The organism is Alishewanella sp. SMS8 (assembly GCF_030737935.1).
Taxonomy (GTDB): domain Bacteria; phylum Pseudomonadota; class Gammaproteobacteria; order Enterobacterales; family Alteromonadaceae; genus Alishewanella; species Alishewanella maricola.
Genome location: NZ_JAPJEA010000001.1, coordinates 1 through 14,725, shown reverse-complemented (window position 1 = coordinate 14,725; position 14,725 = coordinate 1). Strand labels below are relative to the sequence as shown.

At 43.2% G+C, this 14,725-nt stretch carries 18 protein-coding genes and 1 tRNA gene; 8 read left to right on the top strand and 11 right to left on the bottom strand.

Features of this window, described 5'->3' with window-relative positions; translation table 11 throughout:
- The first annotated feature begins 9 nt into the window (after positions 1 to 9).
- Complete coding sequence (locus ORJ01_RS00095; protein WP_306176525.1) at positions 10 to 300, top strand: hypothetical protein; 291 nt, start codon at positions 10 to 12, stop codon at positions 298 to 300.
- 14 nt (positions 301 to 314) lie between these two features.
- Here the strand turns inward: ORJ01_RS00095 and ORJ01_RS00090 are convergent, their stop codons facing one another.
- A complete protein-coding gene (locus tag ORJ01_RS00090) occupies positions 315 to 1,823 on the bottom strand; it encodes a DUF3413 domain-containing protein (protein ID WP_306176524.1) in 1,509 nt (502 codons plus the stop codon).
- A 7-nt stretch (positions 1,824 to 1,830) separates the two neighbouring features.
- Complete coding sequence (locus tag ORJ01_RS00085) at positions 1,831 to 2,055, bottom strand: DUF1414 domain-containing protein (RefSeq protein WP_226751571.1); 225 nt, start codon at positions 2,053 to 2,055, stop codon at positions 1,831 to 1,833.
- 69 nt (positions 2,056 to 2,124) lie between these two features.
- Here ORJ01_RS00085 and yejK point away from each other — a divergent pair, with 69 nt between their 5' ends.
- Positions 2,125 to 3,162, top strand: a complete 1,038-nt coding sequence (yejK, locus tag ORJ01_RS00080) for a nucleoid-associated protein YejK (RefSeq protein ID WP_226751572.1) — start codon at positions 2,125 to 2,127, stop codon at positions 3,160 to 3,162.
- Here the strand turns inward: yejK and ORJ01_RS00075 are convergent.
- From ORJ01_RS00075 to ORJ01_RS00055, 5 genes are read right to left on the bottom strand one after another with little or no spacing between them, the layout of a single operon-like run.
- Entirely contained in the window at positions 3,122 to 3,343 is a 222-nt protein-coding gene (locus ORJ01_RS00075) for a DUF2897 family protein (RefSeq protein ID WP_306176523.1), read from the bottom strand. The two genes, yejK and ORJ01_RS00075, sit on opposite strands and share 41 nt — an antisense overlap.
- On the bottom strand, positions 3,340 to 4,032 hold the full coding sequence (locus ORJ01_RS00070; RefSeq protein WP_306176522.1) for a M15 family metallopeptidase: 693 nt from the start codon (positions 4,030 to 4,032) through the stop codon (positions 3,340 to 3,342). The genes ORJ01_RS00075 and ORJ01_RS00070 overlap by 4 nt, the downstream gene beginning before the upstream one ends.
- Positions 4,029 to 5,192: a succinyl-diaminopimelate desuccinylase gene (dapE, locus tag ORJ01_RS00065; RefSeq protein WP_306176521.1), complete on the bottom strand. Its 1,164-nt coding sequence runs from the start codon at positions 5,190 to 5,192 to the stop codon at positions 4,029 to 4,031. Before dapE ends, ORJ01_RS00070 begins: the two co-directional genes overlap by 4 nt.
- Positions 5,193 to 5,203: 11 nt before the next feature.
- Positions 5,204 to 5,560, bottom strand: coding sequence for an ArsC family reductase (locus ORJ01_RS00060; RefSeq protein ID WP_306176520.1), 357 nt, complete (start codon positions 5,558 to 5,560; stop codon positions 5,204 to 5,206).
- A gap of 6 nt (positions 5,561 to 5,566) precedes the next feature.
- Positions 5,567 to 6,073: a PTS glucose transporter subunit IIA gene (locus ORJ01_RS00055; RefSeq protein ID WP_226751577.1), complete on the bottom strand. Its 507-nt coding sequence runs from the start codon at positions 6,071 to 6,073 to the stop codon at positions 5,567 to 5,569.
- Between the two features lie 528 nt (positions 6,074 to 6,601).
- Here ORJ01_RS00055 and yfbV point away from each other — a divergent pair.
- Positions 6,602 to 7,042 carry a terminus macrodomain insulation protein YfbV gene (gene yfbV / locus ORJ01_RS00050; protein WP_306176519.1) on the top strand — a complete coding sequence of 147 codons (441 nt, stop codon included), beginning with the start codon at positions 6,602 to 6,604 and terminating at the stop codon, positions 7,040 to 7,042.
- Positions 7,043 to 7,070: 28 nt separating this feature from the next.
- Here the strand turns inward: yfbV and xthA are convergent, their stop codons facing one another.
- Positions 7,071 to 7,886 carry an exodeoxyribonuclease III gene (xthA, locus tag ORJ01_RS00045; protein ID WP_229585975.1) on the bottom strand — a complete coding sequence of 272 codons (816 nt, stop codon included), beginning with the start codon at positions 7,884 to 7,886 and terminating at the stop codon, positions 7,071 to 7,073.
- A 97-nt stretch (positions 7,887 to 7,983) separates the two neighbouring features.
- Here xthA and ORJ01_RS00040 point away from each other — a divergent pair, with 97 nt between their 5' ends.
- Entirely contained in the window at positions 7,984 to 8,691 is a 708-nt protein-coding gene (locus ORJ01_RS00040) for a M48 family metallopeptidase (protein WP_306176518.1), read from the top strand.
- Positions 8,692 to 8,925: 234 nt separating this feature from the next.
- Complete coding sequence (gene deoC, locus ORJ01_RS00035; RefSeq protein ID WP_306176517.1) at positions 8,926 to 9,657, top strand: deoxyribose-phosphate aldolase; 732 nt, start codon at positions 8,926 to 8,928, stop codon at positions 9,655 to 9,657.
- Positions 9,658 to 9,998: 341 nt separating this feature from the next.
- On the opposite strand, the gene ORJ01_RS00030 is transcribed toward deoC, so the two are convergent.
- Positions 9,999 to 10,083: transfer RNA gene (locus ORJ01_RS00030), tRNA-Tyr, on the bottom strand.
- 108 nt (positions 10,084 to 10,191) lie between these two features.
- Here ORJ01_RS00030 and ORJ01_RS00025 point away from each other — a divergent pair.
- The gene (locus ORJ01_RS00025; protein WP_306176516.1) at positions 10,192 to 10,668 is read left to right on the top strand and encodes a VC2046/SO_2500 family protein; all 477 of its coding nucleotides are present in this window, start codon (positions 10,192 to 10,194) and stop codon (positions 10,666 to 10,668) included.
- Positions 10,669 to 10,680: 12 nt separating this feature from the next.
- Here ORJ01_RS00025 and ORJ01_RS00020 read toward each other — a convergent pair whose 3' ends face one another.
- Positions 10,681 to 11,157: a YchJ family protein gene (locus ORJ01_RS00020; RefSeq protein ID WP_306176515.1), complete on the bottom strand. Its 477-nt coding sequence runs from the start codon at positions 11,155 to 11,157 to the stop codon at positions 10,681 to 10,683.
- 155 nt (positions 11,158 to 11,312) lie between these two features.
- Positions 11,313 to 11,747: a SulA-like leucine-rich domain-containing protein gene (locus ORJ01_RS00015; RefSeq protein WP_306176514.1), complete on the bottom strand. Its 435-nt coding sequence runs from the start codon at positions 11,745 to 11,747 to the stop codon at positions 11,313 to 11,315.
- A gap of 152 nt (positions 11,748 to 11,899) precedes the next feature.
- On the opposite strand from ORJ01_RS00015, the gene ORJ01_RS00010 reads away from it, so the two are divergent.
- Positions 11,900 to 13,684 (top strand): bifunctional diguanylate cyclase/phosphodiesterase, encoded by a 1,785-nt coding sequence (locus ORJ01_RS00010; RefSeq protein WP_306176513.1) that lies wholly within the window; start codon positions 11,900 to 11,902, stop codon positions 13,682 to 13,684.
- A gap of 49 nt (positions 13,685 to 13,733) precedes the next feature.
- Positions 13,734 to 14,453 carry a DUF3581 family protein gene (locus ORJ01_RS00005; RefSeq protein WP_306176512.1) on the top strand — a complete coding sequence of 240 codons (720 nt, stop codon included), beginning with the start codon at positions 13,734 to 13,736 and terminating at the stop codon, positions 14,451 to 14,453.
- Positions 14,454 to 14,725 lie beyond the last annotated feature (272 nt).

Below are 14,725 nucleotides of genomic sequence, written 5' to 3'. Positions count from 1 at the left end.
AGAAACCTTATGGATTGCCGTGAATGGCTGGATATCAAGCAGTATGAGTTCCTGATGAACTATTTTATGCGTCGTCAACAACAACACGCTATGGCTGATTTGAATGAGCCTTACAGTTATGATGGTTTTAGTACCTATGATCAGCTGTACCAGCAAATTGTTAAAGAAGCAGAAGTGGCGTTTATTGAATGTTTTGGTGAACCGGCGCCGCCCATTGTGTTTACCAATTTATTTCATCTCGCCGAGCTTGAGTTAGCAGGTAAGCGGCCCCGCTTAAAAGGGCCGAAGATTATACAATAAGCAGTAAAGTGCAGTTAATCTTCTAAGCGCTTTAACGCATCGATAAGCATCGGTACGTCCAGTTTGTCATTCAGCGGCACTAAGGTGCCTGCTGACCAGACGCCATAGCTGCCATCTTGACGTAAGATCAGCATCTTATCTTTTCGGATACTAATAATATCTTGCTGGCTGATATTCAGTTTGGGTAAGGCTTTAGGTGCGAGCAAATTATCGCTAAGCCAGCGTTGCTGGCCATCACAGCCGGCCGCAGCAACCAAGGTGGGTAACCAGTCCAGCTGTTGGCTATTATGCTGTTTTAATTGTTGACTCAGTGCTGGCCAGCGGGTCAGAGCGGTGACGGGAGCCAGTTGGAACTTAGTATTATTGCTGTGTAACGGCACAATGACAATTTGGGCATATTGTTGATAGTCAGCCCAATTTTGCGTGGGATCCGCGTCAAATACCATACTAAAAGGCGTGAAAGTGGTCGACTCTGATGCCCAAGGAAGCAACGCGCTGAGCTTAGGGTCGCGATTCACTACCGAAAACGCCTGGCTGTGAGAGGGTGATAACCAGCTCGGCCGCTGTTTAAGCGCTTCGGTGTCGCTTGCTTCTACCATAAATTGGCCATACAACACATTGAGCAGTGCTTCAGGGGCATTATTGGGGGCAAAATGTTGTTCGTGTAATCGAAATTGCTGCTGACGGAAAAAGTTAATCTGCGACTCGGTTAAGGGTTGGCTAAACAGCAGTAGTGTCGACTGTTGTGCCGGCAAAGTACAACGTAACTCACCGGTAAGTGGCAAACTAGTTTCTAAACTTAGCCGCTCGGCTTGGCGCTGTGCGCGTTGTGTTAAATCAACTAACTGATAGCGGGCTAACAAACTTTTTGCCGTAGCGGGATAAGAAAACGGTAAAACATTATCTTGGCGGGTAATGTCCCACTGCAACTTCGCGTCAGCATAAATATGTAAAACATGGCTTAACATAAAACTGCCGAAAAACAGCATAAGTGCAGGTTTACCAATGCCTGATTGCCCTAAGCGGGTGATCTTTTTCCAGCAAAAGTTACTGATGGTCAGTTCTATGGCAAACAACATACTGCCGACTACGGCCACGATCAGCAAAAAGTTACGTAGGTTGGTGACTATTTGCTGGCGTAATAAATCAATCGTTTGATCATAAGATGCACTGCCTAGATGATACCCAAGCTGGTTATAAACGTAGGCGTCAAAGATTAATAGTACTAATCCAATACTGGCGAGCGCTGCGGCCAGGCCGCGAATATGGCGCTGATAGGGAAAAATTAACGACAATGGAAAGATGGTTAAAATAAAAAACATAAAGCAGATAAATGCGGTATGTCCTAGCCAGGTTAATACAAGATAACTCCAGCCAAGGAATGTCACAGGTAAGGGTTCTGCCCACCAGAAAGAAGCCGTAATCACTAAAGCCAGCAGCATGTTAAAAAAGCTGAACCAGTGACCCCAATTCAGCAAGCGATTGACTTTTTTTACCAGTGACAGATTTTGTTCTAACACCATGTTAAGTTTACTGACGATTTACGTTGATGGCATCCGCTAATGCCCGATTAAATGATTCAGTGACCGCAGCGCGTTGTTTGGCGGGTACTGATGTATTAATAACATGGCTGACGGCATTGCCTAAACACATTAAGCTCAGCTCGGTAGTCGCCTGCTCATTTTGCAGGGTGTCGATAAGTTGATTTACCAGCTTTTCAATTTGGCTAGTCGAATATTTTGATACAATAGGCATGGATTACTCAGATAAACAAAGCTTAAACAGATAGAATAGTAACAGAATTCAGAAAAAACAGGAAAATTTATGTCGGTAGATATGCAACATCTGGCTATTAATTACATTGCGTTGACCGATAGTGGCGAACATCAAGCGCATTATCGTGACGGTTTGATCAGCAGTAACGTCGCCGTTGCCAACTTGGTAGAAACCTTACATCTGGCCTATAACGGCAAACCAGCTAAAGGATATGCCAGTTTTAATCCAGAGAAGTCCGCACGAGTGCCACAAGCATTAGCCGATTGGCAGGCTGATCAAACAGACTTTTTGGGTTTTGCCAAAGCCACTACGGATGCATTAGTGGTGGAATTAAGCCAACATCAATTACCTGAAACAGGTTATGTGTTACTGGCACATTATCGTTATTTAGCCAGCGATTACCTTTTGGTCTGCCTGTTAGGCAGTAAAGATCACTTTGAATTGTCGGAGCAACTCGAGTTAGCAACTTCACGGCATTTAGATATTGGCCGGATGCAACTGGCCGCACGTTTAGATTTAACGGAGTATGCTGTTAATGCGGCTAAAGGCAATTACATCAGTTTTATTCGTGGACGTGCAGGGCGAAAAGTGGCCGATTTCTTTTTAGATTTTTTAGGCTGTACCGAGGGCGCAGATGCACGAGTGAATAGCCAAAAAGTGTTGGCTTCAGTTGAAGAATACCTGGGTGCGGCAGAATTTGATGCCTCTGAAAAAACCAGCGCTCGGCGTCAGGTGTTTGACTACTGTGAAGAGCGCGCCAAGAGCGGGCAAGATGTGGTACTCACTGAGTTATCGGCGGTCGTTGATCCTGAGCAAAGTAATGGTTTCTTACATTATTGTGCGGAACAACAGCTCGATGTCGCTGAACAATTTCCAGTCGAAGTGAAAGAGCTGAAAAAAATGGTCAAGTTTAATGGTGCGGGTGGCGGCTTATCGCTTAGCTTCGATGAAAAGCTACTCGGGGAGCGGATAAAGTACGATATCAAAACCGATACTTTAGTTATTACGGGCACACCACCTAACTTACGAGACCAGTTACAACGCTTTAGTCAGGGCTATTCGGCTTTTGATCAGGGCTCGGAGTAACCGGTTTACTTTGTGTTTGCTTGGCAGCGTCAGTTTGACTGGCGTTGTCAGGCTTGGCTTGCGGATCGGCTAGATCTTTTAAACTGGGCATTTTCATTTTAGCTGAATGTTTAATGAGCATGATATTGCCGATGATTACGCCAAAAGCGAGTGCGATGCCCCAAAATAACGGCCAATTCATATTTCTGCCTCACAAATGTTAGTGATAAAACGAGGATATAACTCCGGTAACATTTGCAACACTGTGGCTTGCTCGGCAATCGGATTATCCATCAAGGTTTGTTGTAATTGTTCTAGGGTTAGCGCTGCCTGACATGCACTGGCCAGCGGTTGATAGCTCAAATGCCAAGGCTCTGCCGCTACACCACCGCGAAATGCGCGATAAGGTAAAAAGAAGCCATAGTCAGCAGCATTCTGTTGTAACCACTGCGCTAAAGTGGCGAAAGGCCCATCGCCTTGATATTCGTCTGTACTTAACTGTACTTGATAATCTATTGGCACAGCCGCGGCATCATAAACATCTATTTCTGTTCCCCAGTGATGTCGACTTGCACCAGGTAGTGCCGAATAAAGCATAATCGCTTCAATACGTGCCTGCGCTGACAGTGAAGTCACATCAACCCGTTGTTGAGCATGATTAAAAACCGGACGTTGCCCCAAGCATTTTGCTTGCCAGATACGAGCTTGACGCTCGAAACTGCGCCAAGCCGATACCACGGCTAAATCAAAACCTTCATTAGCCAAGGCCGCTTTGAGTTGCAGAAATGCAGCCATGGCCTCTTGGTGAAGCCACTGCTGATTGCCGATATGTTGCATGGCTGAATTATCAAGCCCCGTTAACAGGGCACGGTTCAGTATCGCGCGGCTCATGCGGTTAAGCGTTGCTGCAAATTAATCAATAATTGCAGGTACACTTCAGTTAATTGGCTAAGATCGGCAATCGCCACACATTCATTTACTTTGTGGATAGTGGCATTGCAGGGGCCTAGTTCAATCACTTGAGCGCCAGTTGGGGCAATAAAACGGCCATCTGAGGTGCCACCTGTGGTTTCAAGCCGTGGCGTAATACCTCGTACTTTTTCAATCGCGGCCACCGTTGAGTCAACTAAATCGCCTTGCTCGGTTAAAAACGGTAAGCCATTTAACGTCCACTCTAGCTGATAATGTAGACCAAATTTGTCGAGTAGGGCATAGACTCGACTTTGCAGCTGCTCGGCATCCACTTCCGTGCTGTAGCGGAAGTTAAACATGACGTTTAATTCTCCCGGGATCACATTTGATGCACCGGTGCCACCTTGAATATTGGCGATTTGAAAACTGGTTGCTGGAAAATAAGCGTTACCGTTATCCCAAATCTCTGTTGCTAAGGCGGCCAATGCCGGTGCCGCTTTATGAATAGGATTATCAGCTAAGTGTGGGTAGGCGACATGGCCTTGAATACCTTTTACGGTTAAGTGCCCTGTTAACGAACCTCGCCGACCGTTTTTTATCACATCACCCACTTGCAGATGGCTAGAGGGTTCGCCCACTAAACACCAACGAATTTTTTCTTGGCGTGCTTCTAAAGTTTCAATCACTTTGACCGTACCATTGATAAAGGGGCCTTCTTCATCGCTGGTAATTAAGTAAGCTAAATTAAAAGCCGGTGACGGTTCTTTTGCTAAAAATTGCTCAGTCGCAACAACCATCGCAGCTAAACTGCCTTTCATATCGGCAGCACCGCGACCAAATAAGGTATCGCCAATGATGGTTGGCTGAAACGGGGGGGTGTGCCATGCATCGACAGGACCGCTCGGTACTACATCGGTGTGACCGGCAAAACAAAATAACGGTTTGCCTTGACCATGGCGTGCCCACATATTGAGCGTATCTGCAAACGGCATCATCTCAATATTAAAGCCCACTTTAGCTAAACGTGCCGCCATCAGTTGCTGACAACCTGCATCTTCAGGTGTCACTGACGCCCGTTCAATTAACGCCATGGTGAGCGCTAATGTTGGGTTGCTGGCCGGATTGGTGAGATCAGTCATAAATGAATTACCTATTTTTCAGAAGAGGCAGATAAAGCAAGATAAGCTTGCTCATCAAAGCCCAGTAACAGTTGTTCGTTATGTTGTAATACTGGCCGTTTGATTAGCGCAGGTTGTTCTAGCATTAAGGCTAAAGCACGTGTTTCGTTGATCTCCGCTTTATCGCTGTCAGCTAACTTACGCCAAGTTGTTCCACGTGTATTAAGTAAATTTTTCCAGCCTAATTCCGCGGCGAAACGCGCTAGCAGTTCAGCGTCCAAGCCATCGGTGCGATAATCGTGAAATTGATAGGCTAACGCTTGTTGCTCTAAACAACGTCGGGCTTTTTTGATGGTGTCACAGTTTTTGATGCCGTATAAGGTAATCATAGTTTTTTACTTTTTAAATTGCAGAACAAAAAGAGGATCTTGGTTGGCTAGCACTTGAGCTTGTCGGCTGAGTAACTTATCGAGTTTGCTCGGTAAAGATAAGCTCGCGACACAATACAATTCATCGAGCACTAATTGCCAATACGCTAAGTCGATTTGCAGTATCGGTGTACCTGCCTTGACTTCACGTGGTGCTCGGCACAGCCAATGTAAGCCTTTGCCGTGATCGATGCTAATAGCAAAAGGCAAATCGACGGTCAGCGTTAGCCCCGAAGTATGAGTAAAGATTAAACGACGCTCACCGGCTCTGGCTGTTGTAAAGTGGCCACTGAATGGAGCATAAAGCGTACCTTGTTGTAATTTACAGCATAAGGTCGCCGGAAAAATATCCTGCTGATACAGTAATTCAGGATGCATGCTGATCGGTAAGACCTGACCACTAAACGGGCTTTTAATAATAAAACCTTCTAGTGTGGTCCAATCTTGTTGCCAGATGATGACTGATTGCTGCACTGTTGCTCTCCAAGATCATGAAGCTTTGATGATAGCTTAAAGTTTTTGCAATATCAGCATCTTTCACTGCCTTATGTAGCCCAGCATTAAAGCGATAGCAGCGCTTTTGGCCATAAAACTGCTGCTTTTGCCGTATTTGCTCAAATTTGTAGCTTAATTAACGATTTCTACTAGCAAAAAAACAGTGGTTAAGCCATTAAACCGTTATTAACAAGCCTCATGTTGTCCACAGATTCTGTGAATAACATTGTGAATAACACGGTTTATCTTGTTTATCGTTCTGTATTTTATTGGATTTTTATTTTGGCATATTCTTTGTTTAGTCTGTCATGATCGAAAAAGTACAGAGAACGTAAAAAAAGCAGACTTTTGCTATCAATTTGGTTTAAATATCTTGTTGTTTATATTTTGTTAAATCTGAGGCGTCACTGTGTCTTTCATTAACGTTTCAATGGCATTTTTATTTTGTTTAGAACAATTAAAAGTATGCTAAAGTTATCAAACTAGGCCAGCACGGGAGTAGAGTAATTGCAGCTGATTCGTATTCTAAGCCAAGGTATTCGTTATAGTCGTACTTGGCCGACTAAACCAGAATTAAATGCTATTTTCCCTGAAAATAAAGTCATTTTCTTAACGCGTAAAGGCGTTCATTTTTTGCCGGTATTATCGGTAATTACGGCTTTAGTCCAATTCAAATTGCTTGGTGCAGAACATCTCGGTCAGATTATTGCCATGATGTTGTTTTTAGCCGCGTTACCATTGCAGGGTTTTTATTGGCTAGGCATACGAGCTGACAACAGTTTACCTCCAGCGCTGATAAATTGGGGAAGCGAAATTCGTGAGCAAATCATCAAGCATGGCCAATTACAAAGCCAGCCTGGCTCGTTAAAAAGCTATTTCGATCTGGCTAAACTACTTCAACAGGCTTATCAGCAGTTAGACAATACGGTAATGCGCCGTTGGTTTTAACAAGACGCATTCATGACAGTGGCTCAAGCTAAGCTAAATTAAATACTGACCAAACAGGGGCGTGGTCAGATGGGCGTTCAATACCCCTGAGTTCATAATCGATGCCTGACTCAATACACTTAGCCGCCAGCAACGGGGTAGCCATAACCACGTCTATGCGTAATCCACGATTATCATCAAAACCCTTCGAGCGATAATCAAACCAACTGTATTGTGCGCCAGTTTCTGGATGCAGTGCACGGAAAGTGTCGATCAAGCCCCAATCTTTCAATTGTTGTAGCCAAGCACGTTCTTCCGGCAAAAAAGAGGTCTTACCTTCACGTAACCAACGTTTGGCATTGGCTTCGCCGATGCCGATATCTAAGTCGATAGGCGAGATGTTAATATCACCTATTACGGCCACATAGTCCTTTTCGCTGTTATGCGAAGTTTCTAGGTAATGTTGCAAATCAGCGTAAAACTGAGTTTTGGCTGGGAATTTTATCGGGTGCTCGCGGTTTTCCCCCTGCGGGAAATAGCCGTTTAGCACAGTTAGGCGTTTGCCATCGGCTAAATCGAATTGTCCAATTAGCATTCGACGTTGAGCATCTTCAGCATCGCCGGGAAAACCATATTGCATTTCGCTGGCCGGTTGCTTACTCATGATGGCAACGCCATAATGTCCTTTTTGGCCAAAATGATAAACGTGATAACCCATTGCTTGAACATCAGCTAATGGGAATTCACTATCATGTACTTTGATTTCCTGTAAACCAATAATGTCAGGTTGATGTTTTTCAATTAATGCTTGAAGTTGATGCAGCCTGGCGCGAATACCATTAATATTAAAAGAAATTATTTTCATACACTATCCGAATTAAGACCTGTTAACGCTTATTGTTGATCATACCATGTAATCCAGATCAGCACGACCTGTGACAAACTCGGATCCGGAGCAATCTTTGGCAATATTATCTGGGCAAACAGCTTTTCCTTTTAACTATCAAGTCATCTACAGTCGGCGACGTTCTGTGCAATTGGCCATTAAGGCAGGGCAATTGACCATTCGAGCACCAAAAGGCACTTCAAGTCAGTTCATCTCTGCGTTATTAGCGCGCAAACAACAATGGATCTTGTTACACCTTGCTCGAACGGAAGCCGAAGCTGATAGCGCCGTGGCAGCGTTGGATCGTCATGAAATTTTAGTGTCAGGGCAATCGATACCATTTTGTTGGCAGTTAGCGGCCAAAGCCGATGTGGTAATGACGGAACGTCAGTGTAAAATATCGATCCCAACGCGGGTGAAGCCAGAACGACGTGCTTTATACCTGAATCAACAACTGCAAAAATATTTTGTGCCGCTTGCTGAACAGTATTTTCAGCAAGCGGTAGCGTCTCAAGCTCAGCTTATGGGGTGTAAGCCAAAGGCAATCCGTATTGGTAACTGGCAGCGTAAATGGGGGTTTTGCAATAGTTTGTCTGAGGTAGGGTTTAATTGGCGCTTGATGCAAGCGCCTACTTGGGTAGCAGAGTATGTTGTTGTGCACGAATTAGCACATTTAACCCACATGAATCATTCAAACGCTTTTTGGCAACGCGTAGCGAAGTTTTCTGCTGATTACAGGTTAGCGGAGCAGTGGCTAAAGCAACATCAGCGGTTGTTGTTATAAAAAAACCGACCTTTGCAGGTCGGTATCAAGATAAATTGATTAAAAGGAGAATACATCCAGGGATAACACACCTTTTAAGACCCTCTGATTATAAAAAGATTCCATTGCGGCATAATTATTTATTAGATTTTGCATTAAATCGCTATTTTAGTTTAATCTCTGCCCTCACTAGGTGAGCATACCGCGATTAATTAGTCGGTAATTAGTAATAATGAAACAGACAGGCAACTAACCATGATGAATCCCCTTCGTTTATTGCAACTGCTTAAACTTTTAGATGTAACACGCTTACAAGATAACGATGATCAGCGTCAAATGACCGATTGGTTAGCCCAATTACCGGTAACTCCCGCGCCGGTGGCCGCATTCTGTGTGTATCCTGAATTTTTAGCCGAGGCCCGTAAACATATTACGCAGTCTAATGAAACTGTGGCACTGGCGACGGTTGTTAACTTTCCAACTGGCGATCAACCCTTATCTACCGTACTAGCTGACATCGCTACAGCACGCCAAGCCAGTGCGACGGAAATTGATTGTGTTTTACCTTATCAAACCTTACTCAGCGGCAAAGAAACCGAAGTCGCTCAGTTTTTAGCTGCGGTGCGCGAAGCAAGCCAAGGTCTGTGTTTAAAAATCATTATCGAATCAGGTGAGCTATTAACCGCACAACAAATTACTAAAGCCAGTGAATTGGTTATAGATAGTGGTGCCGAGTTTATTAAAACATCAACCGGTAAAGTGCCGGTTGGCGTTACCTTGGAAGCGGCTAAAATCATCTTAACCAGTATAGCTGCCGCAGATCGCTCGGTAGGATTTAAAGCATCAGGTGGTGTCAAAACCGTTGAGCAAGCATTAGAGATAGTCAGTTTATATGAGCAAGTGACGGGTAAAACGGCGCAAAGCGAAGGGCTACGTATTGGTGCCAGTACCTTATTAACTGAGCTATGTCAGCAACTTGCCAGTTAGTTACGGCCTTTTAACCAAAGACAACGTTATAGTCATTATCAATAAGTACGAGCAAGTACTGGCTGTTATGCCATTATTTGCTTTTGCTTATAAAGACAGCATTAATTAATCGCGACAATGAGTCAGTCGTAACAGCATTTTTTGCTGATAACACGATGAATTGAATATGAAAGAGGCTGCTGAAGAAGAAATTGCTTGCGTTGCTTGCCTTTCAGGCAAGCGCCATGTTGTTCCGCTGTTCAATGCTGCGCATTGTTAAACCTGCTGAAGGTTCTCACCTTGCCCTAAGAGGGTTTTAAAGCGTTTTGATTTAAATTGAAGAAATTAGGCATAAAGAGAAATGGTGGAGGGGGAAGGATTCGAACCTTCGAAGGCAGTGCCGGCAGATTTACAGTCTGATCCCTTTGGCCACTCGGGAACCCCTCCACAAGTGCAGGCGCATATTATCAAATTCAGTTTTTAAGTAAAGCACTTTACTAAAGTTTTTTGACTGTTTGCCGATAAAGCAAACAGTTAGGCTAAAAAGTGTAGATAATGCAAGCAATCATTAACGAATGGCAACTGGGTACAACGCTTAACCAAGCACTGCAACAACAGCATCGTGCTGATTTTGCGTTGTGGTTAGCGGTGTTGTCTCCGGCGGTACAAGAAATGGCGGCTTTTTATACGCCATTACCTAAAAGCGCTGAGGTTAACGCAACGCTCTATCAGCAATTATCTGTGCGTCAACGCCGCAGTTTTGCATGGCAAGAAACTGATGCGGCTGTGTTAGCGCAACTTAATCGATCTGCGCAAACGAGTTTACGCCAATTGAAATTACAAAGCGCTTTAACCCCTGAGCCTTGGGTTAGAAAAGATGATGCCAAAAAATTAGATGGTCGCTTGATGAGTAATTTAGATCAGCATGCTATACGTCGTCTAAGTGGCAAGGAACCACCGCTCCAAGAAGGGGACGAAACCGTGTTATATGAAATGCTGCAAGAACTGAATGCTAACCCTTTACCGCTTTAGTGCTTCTTGATCTTATGCTTGACCGCTTATTAGATGAGTTTGACAATGTTTCACTTTTATCAATGAACCACACGGGCAAAGCTCATTACGTTTTAACTTATGGCTTGGTGTGGCTGACAGTTTGCCACTGTGGTAATACCATTTATCAATAAATTCAAAAAATGACTGTTCTGTGATCACTTCAACGGTGTTATCGATAATAAAGTAGGCTTTGAAACTTACTTCACCTTTATGCATATTCTGGTTGCTCTCGCTGATCGCTAACTTAAAAAAATGCACACTATCAGCAAACTGTTGAATTTCTTCTATCAATTCAGCTGAAAGTTGTGTTGGATGCGTAGTCTGGTAAACATAGTCAATCTGACCAAGACAATAGGCCGTGTAACGTGAACGCATTAGGGCTTCACAATTTGGTGCTAATTCACCTTCTAATACATAAGGGGCACAGCATTCAATAAACGGTTTTTTTGAACAGCAATAACACAGCATCGTTATCTCCACATTAATGCGTGCTAGTTTACCCCTAAGCCAGCTCAGGGTGTTTCACTTTATTGATGATTTATCGTTTTTTGTTAAGTATTGTGATGCATAGCTTAGATAAAGTATGTCACTTGTCACTTGTCACTTGTCACTGATATAGAGTTTTAATGTTGTTTCACCATTGCCTGTGTTAAGGGATACAACGCAGTTTGCTGCTTCTCTGCTAATTGCGCTAATTGCGTTGCTTCCTCATCAGTTAATTCACCACCATGCAACACAACTTTACAGCTAGCACTGTTTATCGCGCGTTGTACTGTTTTCGCTAAATCCTTAACCTGGTGCGGATGAATCATTAAGATTTTTTCTAGAGGGATCTGGCAGCTTGCCCAAAAATTTTTATTAGGTTTCACTTTCGGTGCAATTAATACAATCCAGCCGTCCACATCGCGGTGTTGCTGTAACAATTTTAAGAGTTGGAGTTCAGTGTTATTGCGCTGCAATAAGGTGAGTGGCGGTATTGTTCCAGTATGACTCGTGTTTAACGTTTTGCTGGCACGAGATAGGGTATCGGAATGTAAAAGTTTGGTGGTAGTAAGCATGTAAACCTCTAACTGGTTATTTATACAGTGTATGGTTATACAGTAGTTTTTGTTCAAATAAAAAGCAAGTGTTTTGTGTTTGTTTTTTTAGTCATATCGCTGTCATACAACCTGCATATTCTTTTCATTGTTGTTAATTTTGGATTTGATGTATGGCAACTTCAGAACAGTCTTGTATTGAGCTAAAAAGTATTTTGCAGGCCCGAGCGCTACAACCGCTATTTCAACCTATAGTTGCTTTAAATTCGGCGCAGATCTTCGGTTATGAGGCGTTAATTCGTGGCCCATCGAACAGCCCGCTGCATTCGCCCTTGCAACTTTTTAAAACTGCGCTTTCTTGTAATGCCTTAGCCGAGTTAGAACTGCTGTGTCGAGAGTTGAGTATTGCAGCCTTTGCTATTGCTGGCGTCACTAGTAAATTATTCTTAAACGTTAACCCACTATTATTACTGACCGCTGATCATCCTAGCGGCCTAACCAAGGCGATGTTACAAAAAGCCGGTTTAGATCCGTCACAGGTAGTGATTGAGATTTCTGAACAATATCAAGTAGAAGAGGCGAGTTTATTAATTAAAGCCGTTAAGCATTATCGCGATCTAGGTTTTTTAATTGCCATTGATGATTTGGGCAGCGGTTTTTCGGGTCTGAAACTATGGTCAGAGTTGCAGCCAGATTTTGTTAAAATTGATCGTTATTTCATTAGTGAGATTCATCGTGATCCAACCAAAAAAGCCTTTGTTAAAAATATTATCAGTTTAGCAAAAGCTACCGGCGCGTTGATTATTGCCGAAGGAATTGAAACTCAGGAAGAACTCTTTCAGTGTAAAGAATTAGGCGCTGATTTTGCTCAAGGTTATTTGCTCGGACGGCCAAATGTTAGTTTTATGCAGAATCTCGCGAACAAACTCTTACTTGAAGTTAAGCCTACTTTGCAAAGTCAGGTTAATATCTTACAACTATTGTCGACGGTTGCGCCGATTTCAGCATCATTAACCGCGCTGCAAGTTGCTACAAGGTTTGAACAAGATCACCGCTTACAAACTCTCGCGGTGGTAAATAATAATAATAAGCCTGTAGGTTTAATTTGTCGCTCTGAGTTACAAGCACTTTTCTCGCAAAACTTTGGTCGAGCGCTGAATGAAAAAAGGACGATTGCTCAGATCATGAATACGAAAGCGGTCATTGTCGATGCCGGATGTAGTTTAGATGAAGTTAGCAACATTGTTGCTGAAGATGAGCACAGTGCCGCGAGTTGGTACTTTATTATATGCCGTGATGGTCATTATCTTGGTTTAGGATCGGTACGGCAATTACTGAAAAAAGTCAGTGAAGCGAAACTGCAGCATGCGCGTTATGCCAATCCGCTAACTTTTTTACCAGGCAATGTGCCTATTTACCAAGAAATCGATAAATTATTGGCCAAGGGTACAGACTTTGCGGTGGCGTATTTAGATTTGAATCACTTTAAACCCTTTAACGACATCTATGGTTACAGTAAAGGGGATGCAGTTTTGCAATTATTAGCTGAAATTATTCAGCATAAAACAGCAGGTTTATCCTGTTTTATTGGTCATATTGGTGGTGATGATTTTGTGTTGATCAGTACTCAAGTCGCCATTGAACCTCTGTGTAATGGTATTTTGATAGAATTTGCAAACCGTATAAAAGCTTATTATGAGCCTGAACATCAGGAACAACAGGGGATCCATGCGTTAAATCGCATGGGCGAGTCTTGCTTTTATCCAATGCTTTCTTTATCAATCGGCGTGGCCTTTCCCGATCCTACTTTATGTCATACACATCATGACGTAGCCGCTTTAAGTACCGCCGCGAAGTTTAATGCTAAACAAATGGGTGGTAACGCGCTATTCTTATCAAGACGTCGCGGGCCTGCTCAACTGCATTCCAACTTACTGGCTAGACCATCTGCAGATTGATTTAGGCTAGAATATCCCATCGATATGTTATTAAGGTAATTCAGAAGTAATGATTTTAGATGCATTTGTCAGTCGTCATGGCGACGCCTTTAGTTTTACACGTCAGCACTCCTGTAATTTTGCCAAGAAGATCGCGGGTGATTTTAATCCTATTCATGATGTTGACGCTAAACGGTTCTGTGTCCCAGGTGATTTGTTATTTAGTTATTTACTTACCCGCTATGGAGTAAGCCAACAACTGAATTGTCAATTCTCCGGTATGGTCAGCGCCGATGTCCTTTTACACTGCGAGTTGTCTGAAGGACAAATCCAAGTATGTGATGAACAGGGCCGCGTTTACCTTACGGTACAGTTTTCTGGTGAGCACACCCATGATATCGGGGTGATCGAACCGTTGTTTCAAGATTATGTGCAATTTTCAGGTCAAAACTTCCCGCATATTCTGCAACCGTTAATGGAGCAGCAAGGTGTGATGATTCATCCACTGCGTCCTTTAGTTATTTATGAAAGTATGGCATTAAGCTTCACGACGTTACCCACAAGTAAAGTCGAACTCAGTCTTGCCAGCAGTAAATTAGATATAGAGGGTAAAAGAGGTAACGTTACGCTTAACTTTATATTGACTGCAAACGGTGTGCAGATTGGTAAGGGTGTGAAGAAAATGATTTTAAGTAATCTTCAGCCTTATGATGCTACAGAGATGCAGCGTATGGTTGATGAATATAATAATCGTAAGACCTCTGCGGGTTGTGGCAATTTCGATTTATAAGCCCTACAACAGCTAAAAAGTGTCAATTTTAGCTGTTTAGTTCAAAAAATAGCCGAACAAACTCTTTTTTTAAAATTATGCTTGCAGGCTAAATTAAACTCCCTATAATGCGCATCCACAGACAGGGACAACGGCAACGACATCCGGTCTGTGAAGCGAAAGCTAACTGAGGCAAACGCCTCGCTCTGAATGCAGAGCACGCTCTTTAACAATTCGCAATCAATTATCTGTGTGGGCACTTATGATGATGTTCGTTAAAACGAAATAATCAG